14 protein-coding genes are annotated in these 14558 nt (G+C 68.5%); 10 read left to right on the top strand and 4 right to left on the bottom strand.

Annotated elements, in window-relative coordinates; translation table 11 throughout:
* Positions 1-174 precede the first annotated feature (174 nt).
* The gene (locus NJ1_RS05835; RefSeq protein WP_067688572.1) at positions 175-900 is read left to right on the top strand and encodes a DUF1906 domain-containing protein; all 726 of its coding nucleotides are present in this window, start codon (positions 175-177) and stop codon (positions 898-900) included.
* A 27-nt stretch (positions 901-927) separates the two neighbouring features.
* Here the strand turns inward: NJ1_RS05835 and NJ1_RS05830 are convergent, their stop codons facing one another.
* The gene (locus tag NJ1_RS05830; protein WP_067688351.1) at positions 928-1290 is read right to left on the bottom strand and encodes a hypothetical protein; all 363 of its coding nucleotides are present in this window, start codon (positions 1288-1290) and stop codon (positions 928-930) included.
* 112 nt (positions 1291-1402) lie between these two features.
* A complete protein-coding gene (locus NJ1_RS05825; protein ID WP_174557044.1) occupies positions 1403-2158 on the bottom strand; it encodes an Rv1157c family protein in 756 nt (251 codons plus the stop codon).
* A 303-nt stretch (positions 2159-2461) separates the two neighbouring features.
* Here NJ1_RS05825 and NJ1_RS05820 point away from each other — a divergent pair, with 303 nt between their 5' ends.
* On the top strand, positions 2462-3739 hold the full coding sequence (locus NJ1_RS05820; protein WP_174557043.1) for a mannosyltransferase: 1278 nt from the start codon (positions 2462-2464) through the stop codon (positions 3737-3739).
* Positions 3740-3746: 7 nt separating this feature from the next.
* Here NJ1_RS05820 and NJ1_RS05815 read toward each other — a convergent pair whose 3' ends face one another.
* Both NJ1_RS05815 and NJ1_RS39655 read right to left on the bottom strand, forming a co-directional pair.
* On the bottom strand, positions 3747-4040 hold the full coding sequence (locus tag NJ1_RS05815) for a 4a-hydroxytetrahydrobiopterin dehydratase (RefSeq protein WP_067688345.1): 294 nt from the start codon (positions 4038-4040) through the stop codon (positions 3747-3749).
* Positions 4041-4060: 20 nt separating this feature from the next.
* Positions 4061-4237 carry a hypothetical protein gene (locus NJ1_RS39655; RefSeq protein WP_169813090.1) on the bottom strand — a complete coding sequence of 59 codons (177 nt, stop codon included), beginning with the start codon at positions 4235-4237 and terminating at the stop codon, positions 4061-4063.
* 163 nt (positions 4238-4400) lie between these two features.
* Between NJ1_RS39655 and typA the strand changes: the two genes are divergently transcribed.
* The 8 genes from typA to NJ1_RS05780 all read left to right on the top strand — a co-directional run bounded on the left by typA (position 4401) and on the right by NJ1_RS05780 (position 14530).
* A complete protein-coding gene (gene typA / locus NJ1_RS05810; protein WP_067688342.1) occupies positions 4401-6296 on the top strand; it encodes a translational GTPase TypA in 1896 nt (631 codons plus the stop codon).
* Between the two features lie 112 nt (positions 6297-6408).
* Positions 6409-8181 (top strand): ABC transporter family substrate-binding protein, encoded by a 1773-nt coding sequence (locus NJ1_RS05805; protein WP_422615734.1) that lies wholly within the window; start codon positions 6409-6411, stop codon positions 8179-8181.
* A complete protein-coding gene (gene mshB / locus NJ1_RS05800; RefSeq protein WP_067688336.1) occupies positions 8178-9080 on the top strand; it encodes an N-acetyl-1-D-myo-inositol-2-amino-2-deoxy-alpha-D-glucopyranoside deacetylase in 903 nt (300 codons plus the stop codon). Before NJ1_RS05805 ends, mshB begins: the two co-directional genes overlap by 4 nt.
* A 12-nt stretch (positions 9081-9092) precedes the next feature.
* On the top strand, positions 9093-9251 hold the full coding sequence (locus NJ1_RS39650) for a hypothetical protein (protein WP_169813089.1): 159 nt from the start codon (positions 9093-9095) through the stop codon (positions 9249-9251).
* A gap of 32 nt (positions 9252-9283) precedes the next feature.
* The gene (locus tag NJ1_RS05795; RefSeq protein WP_157573769.1) at positions 9284-9748 is read left to right on the top strand and encodes a hypothetical protein; all 465 of its coding nucleotides are present in this window, start codon (positions 9284-9286) and stop codon (positions 9746-9748) included.
* 294 nt (positions 9749-10042) lie between these two features.
* Positions 10043-11350 (top strand): FAD-binding oxidoreductase, encoded by a 1308-nt coding sequence (locus NJ1_RS05790; RefSeq protein WP_067688563.1) that lies wholly within the window; start codon positions 10043-10045, stop codon positions 11348-11350.
* A gap of 2 nt (positions 11351-11352) precedes the next feature.
* Entirely contained in the window at positions 11353-11730 is a 378-nt protein-coding gene (locus NJ1_RS05785) for a hypothetical protein (protein ID WP_067688333.1), read from the top strand.
* A gap of 286 nt (positions 11731-12016) precedes the next feature.
* Positions 12017-14530, top strand: a complete 2514-nt coding sequence (locus NJ1_RS05780; RefSeq protein ID WP_245717231.1) for a nitrate- and nitrite sensing domain-containing protein — start codon at positions 12017-12019, stop codon at positions 14528-14530.
* The last annotated feature ends 28 nt before the right edge of the window (positions 14531-14558 follow it).

Genomic DNA, 14558 nt, shown 5'->3' with positions numbered 1-14558 from the left:
AATATGGTGGAATGAGGGCGTTCTGGGCTCCCGGCGCACAGATGATCTTGCTCAAGCACTTCGGCTGATCTTGCTCATCGGGGAAGGTGCGCCGGGCACGCCGCACGTGGTTTCACGCCGCTCATCCATATGACCGGCACGTTCGACCAGCGAGTGTGTGCGAAGGAGTCCGCGATGCGTTCCGACCATTCCAGCCGGCGGTCTTTCCTGTCCGGCGCCGCAGCCCTCGCCGCCGGAATCGCGGCCGGGCTGGCCCTGCCCGCGGGATCCGCGAACGCCCGGCAGGAGCTGGGCACGCTGCTGGACTACGCGGGCGGTGTCCCCGCCGCACACGACATCAGGGCCGAGGGGCATATCGGCGTCATCCGCTACGTCTCGGATCGACGGCCCGGCGCGGAGTGGATGGCCGGAAAGCCGCTGCTCGCAAGGGAAGTCGACGCGCTGTCCGCGGCCGGGCTGAGCGTCGTCTCGTGCTATCAGTTCGGCAAAGGCCCGTCCGCGGACTGGCGCGGCGGATACGCGGCCGGACTCGAACACGCGGCGCGCGGGCTGGTGCTGCACACGGCGGCGGGCGGCCCCGACACCGCGCCCATCTACGCCTCCATCGACGACAATCCGAGCGACGAGGACTTCGACAGCATGATCGCGCCCTACCTGCAGGGGTGGGAAGCGGTCATCGGGCGCGAGCGCACCGGCGTGTACGCGAACTCGCCGACCATCGACTCGCTCCTGGACGCGGGACTGGGTTCGTACTACTGGCAGCACAATTGGGGCTCGCCGCGTGGATACGTGCACCCCGACGCGCACCTGCACCAGTTCGAGATCGACAAGCGCGCGGTGAGCGGAATCGGTGTCGACGTGAACTCGGTCCTGAGCCCGCAATACGGCCAGTGGTGGTGAAGCCCGGCTCTCGAACCGGAGTGAAGGCTATGTCTGGCAGTGGCGGGTGGGGTCTTCGACCAGGTCCGGTTCGTCCGGCACCACGCGGAGGGTGTGGTGGTGGTCGGTGTGTTCGTCGCGGCCCTCGCTGAAGGCTTGACGGTCGCCGGACCAGGAGAAGATCGACCAGCGGGACATGCCCGAGAAGGCCGAGCCGAGGCTGGCGAACGAGGCTGAGGAAATGATCGAGGCGAAGGATCCGGCGGAGCCGATCGACAGCACCGATCCGACACTGCCTATCGAAAGAATCGAATAGGCCGACCCGATCGACAGAATCGACCCTTCGGAACGGATCGAGAGAATCGATCGCCGCGAATGCAGTCCCCGCCCTGCGTTTTTGACAGTGGCCATAGATAGCGGTCTATCACAGAATCCCGCCCAGGACGCAGTTTCGCCCCCGTTCCCTCTCCGCTTGTCGCGGGGAGGGAACGGGGGCGAAGTGCTGGCTACCGGCGAATTCCGATCAGGCCGTGAAGAAACCGGCGGTCGGGAGGAACGAGCAGGTGATCGGCTGCGACGCTTCGTCGGCCTGAGTCGTGAGCGACCCGGAGACGACGGCGGCGATGCGGCCGGAGCCGGTGTTCACGATGGCCGAGAGGGTGGCCGGGCCGTCCGGGTTGATCTTGGCCTCGTCGGTCAGCGTCGCGACGCCGCTCTGACGGGTGTCGAGGTTCAGCCACTGCACCGTGATGGGCGGGTTCTGAATCTCGGTGGGCCGCTTGGTGCCCAGCGCGGTGAACACGAAACCGGTCTGGCCGACGGCCGGTCCGGGCGGGGGCAGCGTGGCCGGTCCGGCCACGGCGAGCGCGGTGCCCACCGAGTCGCCGCCGGAGCCGATGCAGCCCTTGCCCAGGGTCGGCCACAGGAACTGGGAGATGACCGGGCCATCCTTCGGGATGTCCGGACCACCACCGCCGCTGCCGTCCAGGAAGGTGATGATCTTGTTGAGCGTGTCCTTGATCGACTGCGGCAGATTCAGCGTCGAGAGAATCTGCTTGGCCTGATCCAGGATCGCCGCCTGCGGGCCGGCGGCCGCGATGTCGGCGGGGCCCGCGGCCGCGCCGATGATCGCCGGAACCAGCGAGGCGAGCGCCTCGACGGGCACGCCCTCCGGAATCACGGGGATGGTCGAGGAGGCCTGCGTGGCCGGAGCCGGTGCGGCAAACGCGGTGGCCGGCACGATGACAACGGCGCTGGCCGCCAGGGTCAGCGCGGACATTGCGAACCGCGATCGGGTGCGAAGCACTGGGGTAGCCGTCCTTACCTCGGGTACATCTGAGCAGCGATGGAGACATCGCTCCGCGCCACTCTAGGGACCTGGCTGCCGTGTTGTACAGCCACCGTGTGATCTTGCTGTCGTCGTCCGACTCACGCTCTCGAACGTGCGACCGGAAACTATGTTACTGATGGGGTCAGTGATGCGAATGGTACAGCCAGTGCCCACTGTTTCCCGGCAATTTCCTTCGTGTGACTACTCTTGTCGCGATCTGAACGCCTGCCGCCCGAGCCGAAAGACAGCGTTGTGAATCGACCCTCCCGTTCGGCAGTCACCGCGAAGGCCCGGCTCACCGAGCCTGTCGCGCAACTACGGCTCGCTCTGATCGCTCTCGCACTGGCGGTGCTGGCCCGAATTCTGTGGGTCGTGCTCGTGCCCAACGGCATGAATCTGGTCGACCTGCACGTATATGTGGACGGTTCCGCTCAGCTGGGCGGCGGACACCTCTACGACTTCACCGACTCCTCGAAGACACCGGATTTTCCGCTGCCTTTCACCTATCCGCCATTCGCGGCGATCGTTTTCTATCCGCTGCACTGGCTGCCGTTCGACGTGGTGGCCTTCGGCTGGCTGCTGCTGACCATGGCGGCGCTGTACGGCGTGGTGTGGCTGAGTTTCGAACTGCTGCTCGGGAAAGCCGCCCTGCGCGAACCGAAATGGCGTGTCGCGATCGTGGCCTGGACCGCGGTGGGCATCTGGCTCGAGCCGATGCGCACCACCCTCGACTACGGCCAGGTCAATGTGTTCCTGGTGCTCGGGGCCATGCTCGCGGTGCGCAGCACGCGGTGGTGGATCTCCGGAACGCTGGTCGGTGTGCTGGCCGGGGTGAAGCTGACCCCGGCGGTGACCGGTCTGTATTTCGTGGCGCGCCGGCGGTGGTGGACCGCGCTCTGGTCGGGCGCGGTCTTCGCGGGCACGGTCCTGCTGAGTTATCTGACGCTGCCCGAGGAGACCGAGAAGTACTTCGGCGAGTTGCTGGGCGACGCCACCCGGATCGGTCCGGTCGGATCGGTGTCGAATCAGTCGCTCCGCGGCGCGCTGAGCCGTTTCGCCGGGCACGACGTGCAGTCGGGTCCGCTGCTCATCGGTGCGATCCTCGTCACCGCCGTGCTGGCGGTGCTGGCCTGGCGCGCGCTGCGCTCCGACGATCTGCTGGGCACGCTGATCGTGGTGCAGTTCTTCGGCCTGATGGCCTCGCCGATCTCCTGGTCACACCACTGGATCTGGCTGATCCCCACCGTGCTGTGGCTGCTGTACGGCCCGCTGCGCGAGGTCGCGGGCGCGCGTGCGGTGGCCGCCTTCTGGATGGTCGACATGGTGATCGGGCTGCCGTGGGTGCTGGCGTTCTTCCAGCCGACCATCTGGACCATCTCGCGACCGGGCATTCTGTCGCTGCTGGGCGCGGTGAACGTGATCGGCGTGCTGATCTTCTATGTGTGGGTGATCCGGGCGGGGCGGCGTGAGCGATCAGGCGTGGACGCGGCAGCCCGCGTACCCACGCAGGGCTCCGCTCGTGCCGGATAGGCGCCGCTCAGCTCTGCGACTCCAGCCGGTCGATCTCGTGGGCCAGCGCCACGTCCAGCGCCGTGAGGCCGCCGGCGTCGTGGGTGGAGAGGGTGAAAGTGACTCTGCGCCAACGAATGTCGATATCCGGGTGATGGTTGGCGGCCTCGGCCGCGACGGCCACCCGGCGCACCAGTTCGATTCCGGCGAGGAAGGATTGGGCCTCGGCGGTGCGGGTGATGGCGTCGCCCGCGCGGGTCCAGCCCGGCAGTTCCGCGAGGGCCTTGGCAAGATCATCTTCGGAGAGCGGTTCGGGGCGCATGATCCCGGTGTACTCCGGATTCAGGCCGCGCGTGCGGCTTTGAGGCCCTTCTTCAGCTCCTTGCCGCTGCATCCCGCGGCTTCGAGCTTCTTCATCCGGCAGATGACCACGGGGCATTTGAAGCACCGCGTCTTCTTGCGGCAGCACTTTTTCTTGGGCTTCAGACTGGAAACGTCCTTCGCCTTCACCTTGCCCATGTTGGTTAGCTTAACCTAACTCGTAGGCGTTAAACCTGTGAGATGAGGCGACCGGTAGTCTGTAGGTCGCCGCATGCCCGGTGGAGTTGGCCCTTGTAGAAGGCACCGCCCCATGCATGACCCGCCGGGTCGGCCCCAAATCTTGCACCAGGAGGAATCTAACGTGTCGTCTGTCGAGTTCCGCAACGTGGCTATCGTGGCGCACGTCGACCACGGCAAGACCACACTCGTCGACGCCATGCTGCGTCAGTCCGGCGCTTTCGCCGAACGGGCCGAGATGGTCGACCGAGTGATGGATTCCGGGGATCTGGAGCGCGAGAAGGGCATCACCATTCTCGCAAAGAACACCGCGGTTCACCGGAAAAACGCCGATGGTTCGATGACCGTCATCAATGTGATCGACACCCCGGGCCACGCCGACTTCGGTGGAGAGGTCGAGCGCGGCCTGTCCATGGTCGACGGTGTGGTGCTGCTGGTCGACGCCTCCGAGGGGCCGCTGCCCCAGACCCGCTTCGTGCTGCGCAAGGCCCTCGCGGCCTCGCTGCCGGTCATCCTGGTGGTCAACAAGACCGACCGCCCGGACGCGCGCATCGAAGAGGTCGTCGAGGAGAGCCACGACCTGCTGCTGGACCTGGCCTCGGATCTGGACGACGAGGCCTCCGAGGCCGCCGAGCTGGCGCTGGACCTGCCGGTCCTGTACGCCTCCGGTCGCGCGGGCAAGGCCTCGACCAAGCGTCCCGAGAACGGCAGCAACCCCGACGCCGAGAACCTCGACGAGCTGTTCGAGGTCCTGATGAAGTACGTGCCGGCTCCCAAGGGCGACGCCTCCGCGCCGCTGCAGGCCCACGTCACCAACCTCGACGCCTCCCCGTTCCTGGGTCGCCTCGCGCTGGTCCGCATCCACAACGGCACCCTGCGCAAGGGCAGCACCGTGGCGTGGATGAACGCCGACGGCGTCAAGCAGGTCAAGATCACCGAGCTGCTGCAGACCGTCGGCGTCGAGCGTCAGCCGGGCGAAGAGGCCATCGCCGGTGACATCTGTGCCATCGCAGGCATCCCGGAGATCATGATCGGCGACACCCTCGCCGATTCGGAGAACCCGGTCGCGCTGCCGCGCATCACCGTCGACGAGCCCGCCATCTCGGTGACCATCGGCACCAACACCTCGCCGCTGGTCGGCCGCGTGTCCGGGCACAAGCTGACCGCTCGCATGGTCAAGGACCGCCTCGACAAGGAACTGATCGGCAACGTGTCGCTGCGCGTGCTGGACATCGGCCGCCCGGATGCCTGGGAGGTGCAGGGTCGTGGTGAGCTCGCGCTGGCCATCCTGGTCGAGCAGATGCGCCGCGAAGGTTTCGAGCTGACCGTCGGCAAGCCGCAGGTGGTCACCAAGCTGGTCGACGGCAAGATGCACGAGCCGTTCGAAGAGCTGACCATCGACTGCCCGGACGAGTACCTGGGCGCTGTCACCCAGCTGCTTGCCGCCCGCAAGGGCAAGATGGTCCAGATGAGCAACCACTCCGCCGGGTGGGTGCGCATGGAGTTCATCGTTCCCTCGCGTGGCCTGATCGGCTTCCGCACCGACTTCCTCACCGAGACCCGCGGCACCGGCATCGCCAACGCCAACTTCGACGGCTACGCGCCGTGGGCCGGCGAGATCCGCGCCCGCCACACCGGTTCGCTGGTGTCGGACCGTGCCGGTTCGGTCACCCCGTTCGCCATGATCCAGCTCTCGGACCGCGGCCAGTTCTTCGTGGAGCCGGGCGCGGACACCTACGAGGGCATGGTCGTGGGCATCAACCCGCGCTCGGAGGATCTCGACATCAACGTCACCCGCGAGAAGAAGCTGACCAATATGCGCAGCGCGACCGCGGACGTGTTCGAGACCCTGGCCAAGCCGCTGCAGCTGGATCTGGAGCGCGCCATGGAGTTCTGCACCGACGACGAGTGCGTCGAGGTGACCCCGGAGGTCGTGCGCGTGCGCAAGGTCGTGCTCGGCGCCACCGAGCGTGGCCGTGAGCTCTCCCGCAAGAAGGCGCGCGACCGCGCCGCCCTGTAAGAAGTAGACAGTCCGACCGTCGAGGCCGGCGGCGAGCCCTGATCGGTTCGCTGTCGGCCTCTTCCGCATCCGGTGTCTGCCCGGAGCGAAGCGAAGGGCAAGAAGAGATACAGTGCCGAACGTGAGAGGGGCTCGGGTGCGCGCGACGTGGCGTGCGGTAGTGGCAGGAGTGGCGGCCGTTCTGGTGGTCGGCACCGGATGCACGGCGAATCCACCGCCTCCGATCGAGAGCACGGACAGTCCCAAGACGACGCCCGCCAAACCGGGGAAGAACTCGGTGGTGGTCGCGGTCGACGACATCGGGATCGGCTTCAATCCGCATCTGCGCTCGCAGCAGTCCCCGGCGACGGCGGCCGTGGCCTCGATGGTGCTGCCGAGTCCGTATCGGCCGGTGCCTGTCCCGGCCGTGCCCGGCGGCACCGATTGGGTGCTGGATCCCGCGCTCATGGTGTCGGCGGATGTGACGTCGCAGGAGCCGTTCACGCTGACCTATCAGATTCGCAACGAGGCGTCCTGGTCCGATGGCGCGCCGATCGTCGCGGAGGACTTCCGCTACCTGTGGCAGCAGATGCTCACCCAGCCCGGCGCGGTGGATCCGGCCGGATACCGGTTGATCTCGGATGTGAGCGCCGGTGGCGCGGGCGGTAAGACGGTCACCGTCACCATGCGCTCGGAGTACCCGGCCTGGCGGCAGTTGTTCGCCGACCTGCTGCCGCAGCATCTGATCAAGGACTCCGGATTCGAGCAGGGTCTGGTGGACACCATCCGCATCTCGGGCGGGCAGTTCCGGATCAAGCAGGCCGATCGCGGTCGCGAGGAGATTCTGCTCGAGCGCAACGACCGCTACTGGGGCAAGCCCGCGGTGCCGGATCAGATTCTGTTGCGGCGCGGCGGAACTCCCGCGCAGGTGGCCGAATCGCTTCGGGTCGGGGACGCGCAGATGGCGCTCGTGCACGGGGGAGTGGCGCTGCAGGCGCAACTGGCGGCGATCCCCTCGGTGCGCACCACGGTCATGGCGCAGTCGCGGGAGATGCAGCTGGTGCTCAACGGCCGCACCGGTGATCTGGCCGATGTGCGGGTGCGGCGCGCGGTGCTCGGTTTGCTGGATCCGGTGCTGCTGGCCACGGTCGGCGCGCAGACCGGCAGCTGGGTGGAACCCGTTCGCGCACAGGTGCTCACGCCCTCGGACCCGGGTTACGTGGCCACCGCGCCGCCGCGGCTCACCACCGACGAGGTGTTCGCGCTGCTGAGCGAGGCCGGATTCGGTCGCGCACCCGAGCAGCCGCCGAGCGGTTCGCCCACTTCGCCTGCGCCGCAACCGCGTTCGATCGCCAAGAACGGCAAATCGCTCACCCTGCGGATCGGCGCGGTGGAGGGTGACGATGCGAGTCTCGCGGTCGCCAACACCGCCGCAGACCAATTGCGCAGTGCCGGAATCGATGTCATCGTGCGCAGCGTCTCGGCCTCGGAGCTCTACGGCAAGGACCTGACCGAAACCGGGATCGACGCCCTGGTCGGCTGGGAGCACGCGGGTTCGGATCCGGCCACGGTGCTGGCCTCGCGGTACGGTTGCCCGCCCGCGGAACCCGCTGGGAGCGACGGGGATTCGACCGTGGCGGACGGCGCCAAGAAGGCTCCGTCGAACCTGGCCGGAGTCTGCGATCCGACGTTGCAACCCGCCATCGACGCCGCTCTGCGCGGTATCGACGTGGGCAAGGTGATCGCCGAGTCCGAGCCCAAGCTGTGGGAGCTGGCGACGGTGCTGCCCATCGTGCAGGACACCCAGGTCGCCGCGGCCGGGCCGCGGGTGGACGGTGCGTCGCTGAGCGGTGCGGTGCAGACCGGCATCTTCGGTGACGCCGCGAACTGGCGGCGGCTGCCGTGAGCGAGGCGCTCGCGGGAACGCCCGCCACGGGTGGGCTGCTGCTGGTGCACGCGCATCCGGACGACGAGTCCATCACCACCGGCGGCACCATCGCCCACTATCGCCGGCGCGGGGTACCGGTCACCGTGGTGACCTGCACCCTCGGCGAGGAGGGTGAGGTCATCGGTGAGGAGTACGCGCAGCTGGTGGCCGACGGCGCGGATCAGCTCGGCGGCTACCGGATTCTGGAATTGACCAGGGCGCTGGCCGCCCTGGACGCCGCCGCCCCGCGCTTCCTCGGCGGTGCGGGCCGCTGGCGGGATTCGGGGATGGCGGGGACCGCGGCGGCGCGCAATCCGCGCGCGTTCATCCATTCGGGTGAGTCGGCGGTGGACGCGCTGGCGCAGGTGCTGCTGGAACTGCGGCCCCGGGTCGTGGTCGGCTACGACCCGCGCGGCGGGTACGGACATCCGGACCATATTCGGGCGCACGAGATCACCATGGCGGCCCTCGACGCCGCCGCCGAATGGGGTTGGCGGGTGCCGAAGGTGTACTGGACGGTGACCGATGGTTCGGTGCTCGCCATGCACACCGAGGCCATCAAGCGTCGCACGGTGGACCAGCTGCCGGGTGCGCTGCCACCGGGCTGGCGACTGCCCAACGATGGTGAACTGGCTTGTGTGGGAAGCGAATTCGTGACCACCACGGTGGACGTCTCGGATGTGCTCGCCGCCAAGCGGGACGCGCTGCGCGCGCACGCCACCCAGGTGACGCTCGCGCCGTCCGGCCGCGAGTTCGCGCTCTCGAACGATATCGCCCAGCCGGTGCTCCCGGAGGAGCACTACATTCTGGTGCGCGGCGAGCGCGGCCCCATCGGTCCCGATGGCCGGGAACATGATCTGTTCGCCGGACTGGAATGAGAGACTGAGCGCATGTACAACTGGGACCTCCAAAACGCCATCGCGGCGTTCGTCGAGAGCCAGCGCCCCAACTTCCAGGCGCAGCACGAGCTGTACCTGTCGGTGCTCTACGGCTTCCTCGACATGCAGAGTCACCTGCTGACCCTGCTCGGCTTCCCGCCGGTGCCGTGACCACGGTGGTTGCTCGCCCCGAGGATTCGGGTGTGCGCCCGTCGAGGGGTCCGCGCTGGCTGGGCGCGCTGATCGCCGGTTTCCTGCTGGTCGATGCCCTCGTCACGCTGGTGCTCGAAGTGCTGTTCCTGCCGATCTACGCCGGTCACGCGCAGGTGCCGGGCTCCGAGCCGCTGCTGGCCGCGGCCGCGCCGCTGGCCTCGACCAGCCTGACCGCGGGCGCGATTGCGGTGCCGATCACCGTGCTGGTGGCGGCGGTGGTGAACGTGCTGCTGGTGGCCGGAATGGCGGTGGTGTCGCCGCGGCCCGCCGTGATGGCCGCGCCCCTGCTGGTCTGGACGGTCGGCTTCCTGGCGTGCGCGAGCACCGGTCCGGGCGGGGACGTCATGCTGATGAGCGACTGGCCGACCATGCTGCTGCTGATCTGCGGCCTGCTCCCGGCCGGGCTGTACCTCTACTGGCGCGTCACCATGCGCATGGCGAATCCCGCACGCTGATCCCCGTGCCGGGGTTCGGCGGGCGATTCGGTTCCGGCCTACCCGCGACCGGACGATGGCTTCCGACGTCGGAAACGATCTACCGCGACATCACGCGTCAGGCAGTCACCGTTCGTTCGGGCCGGGCTCGTCGAAATCCCGGCCAACGATCGACCGACCTGCGGCGATACGGTTCCCGTAAGGCATTTTCCAGTGCGATGTCACACCTGTGGGCCCTGCGTCGTCACTCTGTCGTAGCGATCTTCCCGGTGGTTCCGCCGGGGCATATCACCGATGACGAACGAAGGATTGATCATGGGATTCGACGAGCTTCGCAGTGCGGTCCGGGGCCGGGTGCTGGTACCGGGTGACGCGGATTTCGGCCGGGCCGCCCAGCCGTGGAACGTCGCGGTCGACCAGCAGGTCGCGTGCGTCGTCGAGGCCGAGGACGCCGAGGATGCGGCCGCGGTGGTGCGGTTCGCGCGGGCCGAGGGCCGCACGGTGGTGACGCAGCCGACCGGGCACGGCGCGACCGGTGGTATCGACTCCGCGATTCTGCTGCGCACCGGTCTGCTGAACACCGTGCGGGTCGATGCGCACGAGCGCCGTGCCTTCGTCGGCGCCGGTGCGAACTGGGGGCAGGTGCAGGCCGCCGCGGCGGTGCACGGATTGACCGGCTTGGCCGGGAGCAATCCGGTGGTCGGCGTGACCGGATACACGCTCGGCGGCGGTCTCGGCTGGTTCGGGCGCAAGCACGGCTGGGCCTCGAATGCGGTGCGCGCCTTCGAGATCGTGGATGCCGACGGCCGGGCGGCGCGGGTCACCGCCGAGTCCGACGCGGATCTGTTCTGGGCATTGTGCGGCGGCGGTGGCGATTTCGCGGTGGTGACGGCACTGGAGATCGACCTGTTCCCCGCGCCGGGCCTGTACGGCGGGCGCGTCACCTGGACCGCCTCCCGGCTGGCCGAGGTGTGGGAGGTGTTCCGGGAGTTGACATCCGATGCTCCCGACGAGCTGTCGGTGTGGTTTCAGCGGTTCCAGTTCCCGAACGCCCCGGAGATGGTGGGCCTGGACGTCGCCTACCTCGGCGATCCGGAGCAGGGCCGGAAGCTGGTGGCGGCCATCGACCGGATCGGCGCCCCGATCTCCGATTCGCGCGGTGCGATGTCCGTGGCGCAGCTCGGCGACATCACCTCCGAGCCGACCGATCCGAGCCCGTCCATCTCCCGCGCCGAACTGCTCACCGATCTCGACGACGACACCGTGAAAGTCCTACTGGGCGAGTCTGTTACGCCACTGCTGAACATCCAGGTCCGCCAGCTCGGCGGTGCGCTGGCGCGGTCCGCCTCGGGCGCGCGCGGTGCGCTGCGGGCGCCGTACGTGGTGTATCTGCTCGGGCTCGGCCTGCCGCAGCTGCGCGATGCGGTGAACGCCAAGGTTTCCGCGGTCGTCGACGGCCTCGCGGGGCATATCGCCGCGGGCAAGCCCTATACGTTCCTCGCTCCGGGTGAGACCGTGGCGGCCGCGTTCGACGCCGCGACGGTGGAAAGACTGCGGGAGATCAAGTCGGCGCGGGATCCGCATGCGGTGCTGCGGGCCAACTTCCCCGTCCTCGACTCATGAGAATGATCGAGGTCCACGGCGGCGTCGAAGCCGGTTTCGAGGCGGTGGCCATCGAGTTCGCCGCGCTGGCCGCCGCCGAGTGCGTCGAAACCGGTTCGCAGCTGGCGGTTTTCCATCACGGAGAACCGGTCGTGGATCTGTGGACCGGGCCGGACCCGGCAGGGGATCGCGGAAGTGCGCGGGCGGTGGCGGCGCGGAACCGCGCGCGGGTCGTGGGGGCCGCCTGCCATTCGGTCGTGGCCGAGCACAGCGCCGTCTATGCCGATCCGGGCACCGGAATCTCCTTCGCGTACACCGGCCGCGCGCCGGTCGCCCCCGGGCACGCGCGCCTGGCCGCCGCCGTTCGCGATTCCCTGACAGCCGCGCTCGGTCGGCCCTGAGCGGATTGGCGCAACCTCAGCCACGTCCGATCACCGGGAGCCTGGCGACCGCGGATGGCCGGGGCGGCGGTTCCGGCAAGCTTCTGCCGGTTGTGTACCGCGGGTTCCGTTGCTGTCGCGTCGTATCGGCGCGGGTGTCTCGGCAAGTTCGGCCAGAAGATGTGGATCTGTAGTTGATTCGGGATGGATCCGTTACTCTCTCCGCGAGGAAGCGTGATTAATCGGCCTTTTCTGGCGGTGCGGCACATGGTGGGGCGCGACAGCGCTCACTAGCGGGAGATTTACTGTGAGCAGTTGGCAGAATCTGCGCAAATCTATTGGCCGCCAGGCGGGTACGAGTGGAGAGGCGGTGCGCGGCTGGCTCGGCGTCCGAGCTCGGCTGTTGTCCATCGTGCTGATCTCCAGCATCACCCTGCTCGCCATCGGCGGCGGCGCGGCCGTCTACCTGGTGAAAGACGCCCGGGAATCCAAGCAGTGGGCCGAATTGGCCAGCAGTACCGCCGCTCCGGCGATCCTGATGGTCTCGGCATTCCAGGAGGAGCGGCGAGTCTCGCTGCTGCGCTTGGCCGGTGACCCCGGCGCGGCGCAGGCGCTGCCGGGCGTGCGGCAGCATTCGGACGCGGCGCTGGCCGAGGTGAAGGTCAAGGGCGACGCCGTTCGCGACTTCAACCCGTCGGGCAAGGGCTCGGACCTGGACTTCAGCAAGTTCTTCGAGCTGGTGCCGAGCATCCGCAACGGCGTGGACACCCAGCAGGTGCCCTCGGACCAGGTGTTCGGGTTCTTCACCAAGGTGATCGGCACTCTCGTCACCGGCGCCATGCTGGCGGCCCAGGTCGCGCCCGATGCCGAGATCGGCATCGAATTGAGCCGGGGCGTAGAGCAATTGCGGGCCGCGGAGGCGCTCTCGCAGTCCAATATCGTGGGAGCGGTGGCCCTGACCACCGGCGAGATGTCCTCGGAGCAGCTGCTCGAGTTCGGCCGCCGGGTCGGCGAGTTCCGTTCCGAGGTCGCGTATTCCGCATCGGTGCTGAAGGGCGCGCGGCTCGCGCAACTCGAGTCGATCACCGCGAGTCCGGCGTGGCTGCAGGTCACCGAGATGCAGGACGCGATCCTGCTGCGCGGACCGGTCGCCGCGGGGAACGACGAACTGGCCGAGGCCGCGGGCAAGACCCGTGAGGCGAAGCCGGTCGCCAAGCCTGCCCCGCTGCCGATTTCGCTGGTGGACTGGCAGGATGCCTCCGGACAGGTCAACACCGCCCTGCAGAAGCTGTGGGCGGATCAGAGCCGGGACGCGCACATGATCGCGCGAGAGCAGGGTGAGCAGAACACCCGTGATTCGATTCTCGGTGGCGCGGGCGTCGCGCTGATCGCGATCCTGGCCTTCCTGGCGTCGCTGGTGCTGGCGAATCGGTTCATCGGCCGTATGCGCCGATTGCGCCGCGACACCCTGAATCTGGCCGACGAGAGCATGCCCGACCTGATCCGCCGACTGGGCCAGGGCGAGACCGTCGACCCGGCGGAGATCTCGCGACTGGACTTCGGCACCGACGAGGTCGGGCAGGTGGCCGAGGCCTTCAACCGCGCCCACCGGGCCGCGGTGTCGGCGGCGGCGGGCGAGGCCCGCACCCGCGCGGGAATCAACGCGGTGTTCCTCAATATCGCGCACCGCAGCCAGGTCGTGGTGCACCGGCAGCTGACCCTGCTGGACAAGGCCGAGCGCGAGGAGGAGAACTCCGATCAGCTCGAATTGCTCTTCCAGCTGGACCATCTCGCGACCCGGGCGCGCCGCAATGCCGAGAACCTGATCATTCTCGGCGGTGAACAGCCGGGCCGGCGCTGGCGTAATCCGGTGGCGGTGCTGGATCTGGTCCGCGGCGCGATCGCGGAAAGCCTGGACTACACCAGGATCGACACCGGCAAGATGCCCGACGCGCGGGTCTCCAGTCATGCCGTCGCCGACGTCATCCACCTGATGGCCGAGCTGATGGACAACGCGACAGCCTGCTCCCCGCCCGAATCTCCGGTGCTGGTAACCGGTTTGGTGGTCGGACGCGGGGTGGTCGTGGAGATCACCGATCACGGCCTCGGGATGACCCCGGCCGAGTACGACCAGCGCAACGCGATGCTGGCGAATCCGCCGGAGTTCAGCGTGGCGACGCTGTCGGGCAACACCCGGCTCGGACTGTTCGTCGTCGCGAAACTCGCCGGGCGGCACGGGATCTCGGTGCGGCTGGTGGAGTCGGTGTACGGCGGCGCGCGGGCGGTGGTGCTGATTCCGTCGGCGCTGCTCGTCGCGCCGGAGCCGGCCGCGGACAAGCCCGGCGGTCCGGATACGCCGCCGCCGTTCGGTGCGGAATGGTCCGATGCGCGCCGCTCGGACTGGTTCCCGGCGGCGGTGCAGCTGCCGCAGCTCCCGGTGCGAGTACCGGCCGCGCCGCAGATCGGGACGTTGACCGCGCCCCGCCCCGTGCCGGATGCGCTCACGCGGACGCCGGATTCGCTTGCGCAGGTGAGCGATCCGGAGACCGCGAATCGCCTCGCGGCGACCGATCAGGACCGCGCCTCGGACACATCGAGCGCACAGGTCGTGGAGCAGCGCGGTGAGCGCCCGGGATTGCCTCGACGGCAACGTGTTTCGACGGTCGATGCGGAATCGCCGATTCCCGAGGAGCCGGTGCGGCCGGCCGGGCCGCGTCCGCGCACCGCCGAGGATGCCCGCACTCGGATGAGCGCGATCGCCCAGGGCTCCCGGCAGGGGCGGCGCCCGGTCATCGAATCCGATGCGAATCTCCCGGAATAACCGGCCCGGCATCATTCATCCGACGAGA

It is taken from the genome of Nocardia jejuensis NBRC 103114 (assembly GCF_001613145.1).
Lineage (GTDB): Bacteria > Actinomycetota > Actinomycetes > Mycobacteriales > Mycobacteriaceae > Nocardia > Nocardia jejuensis.
This window is presented reverse-complemented; position numbering and strand designations above follow the sequence as displayed.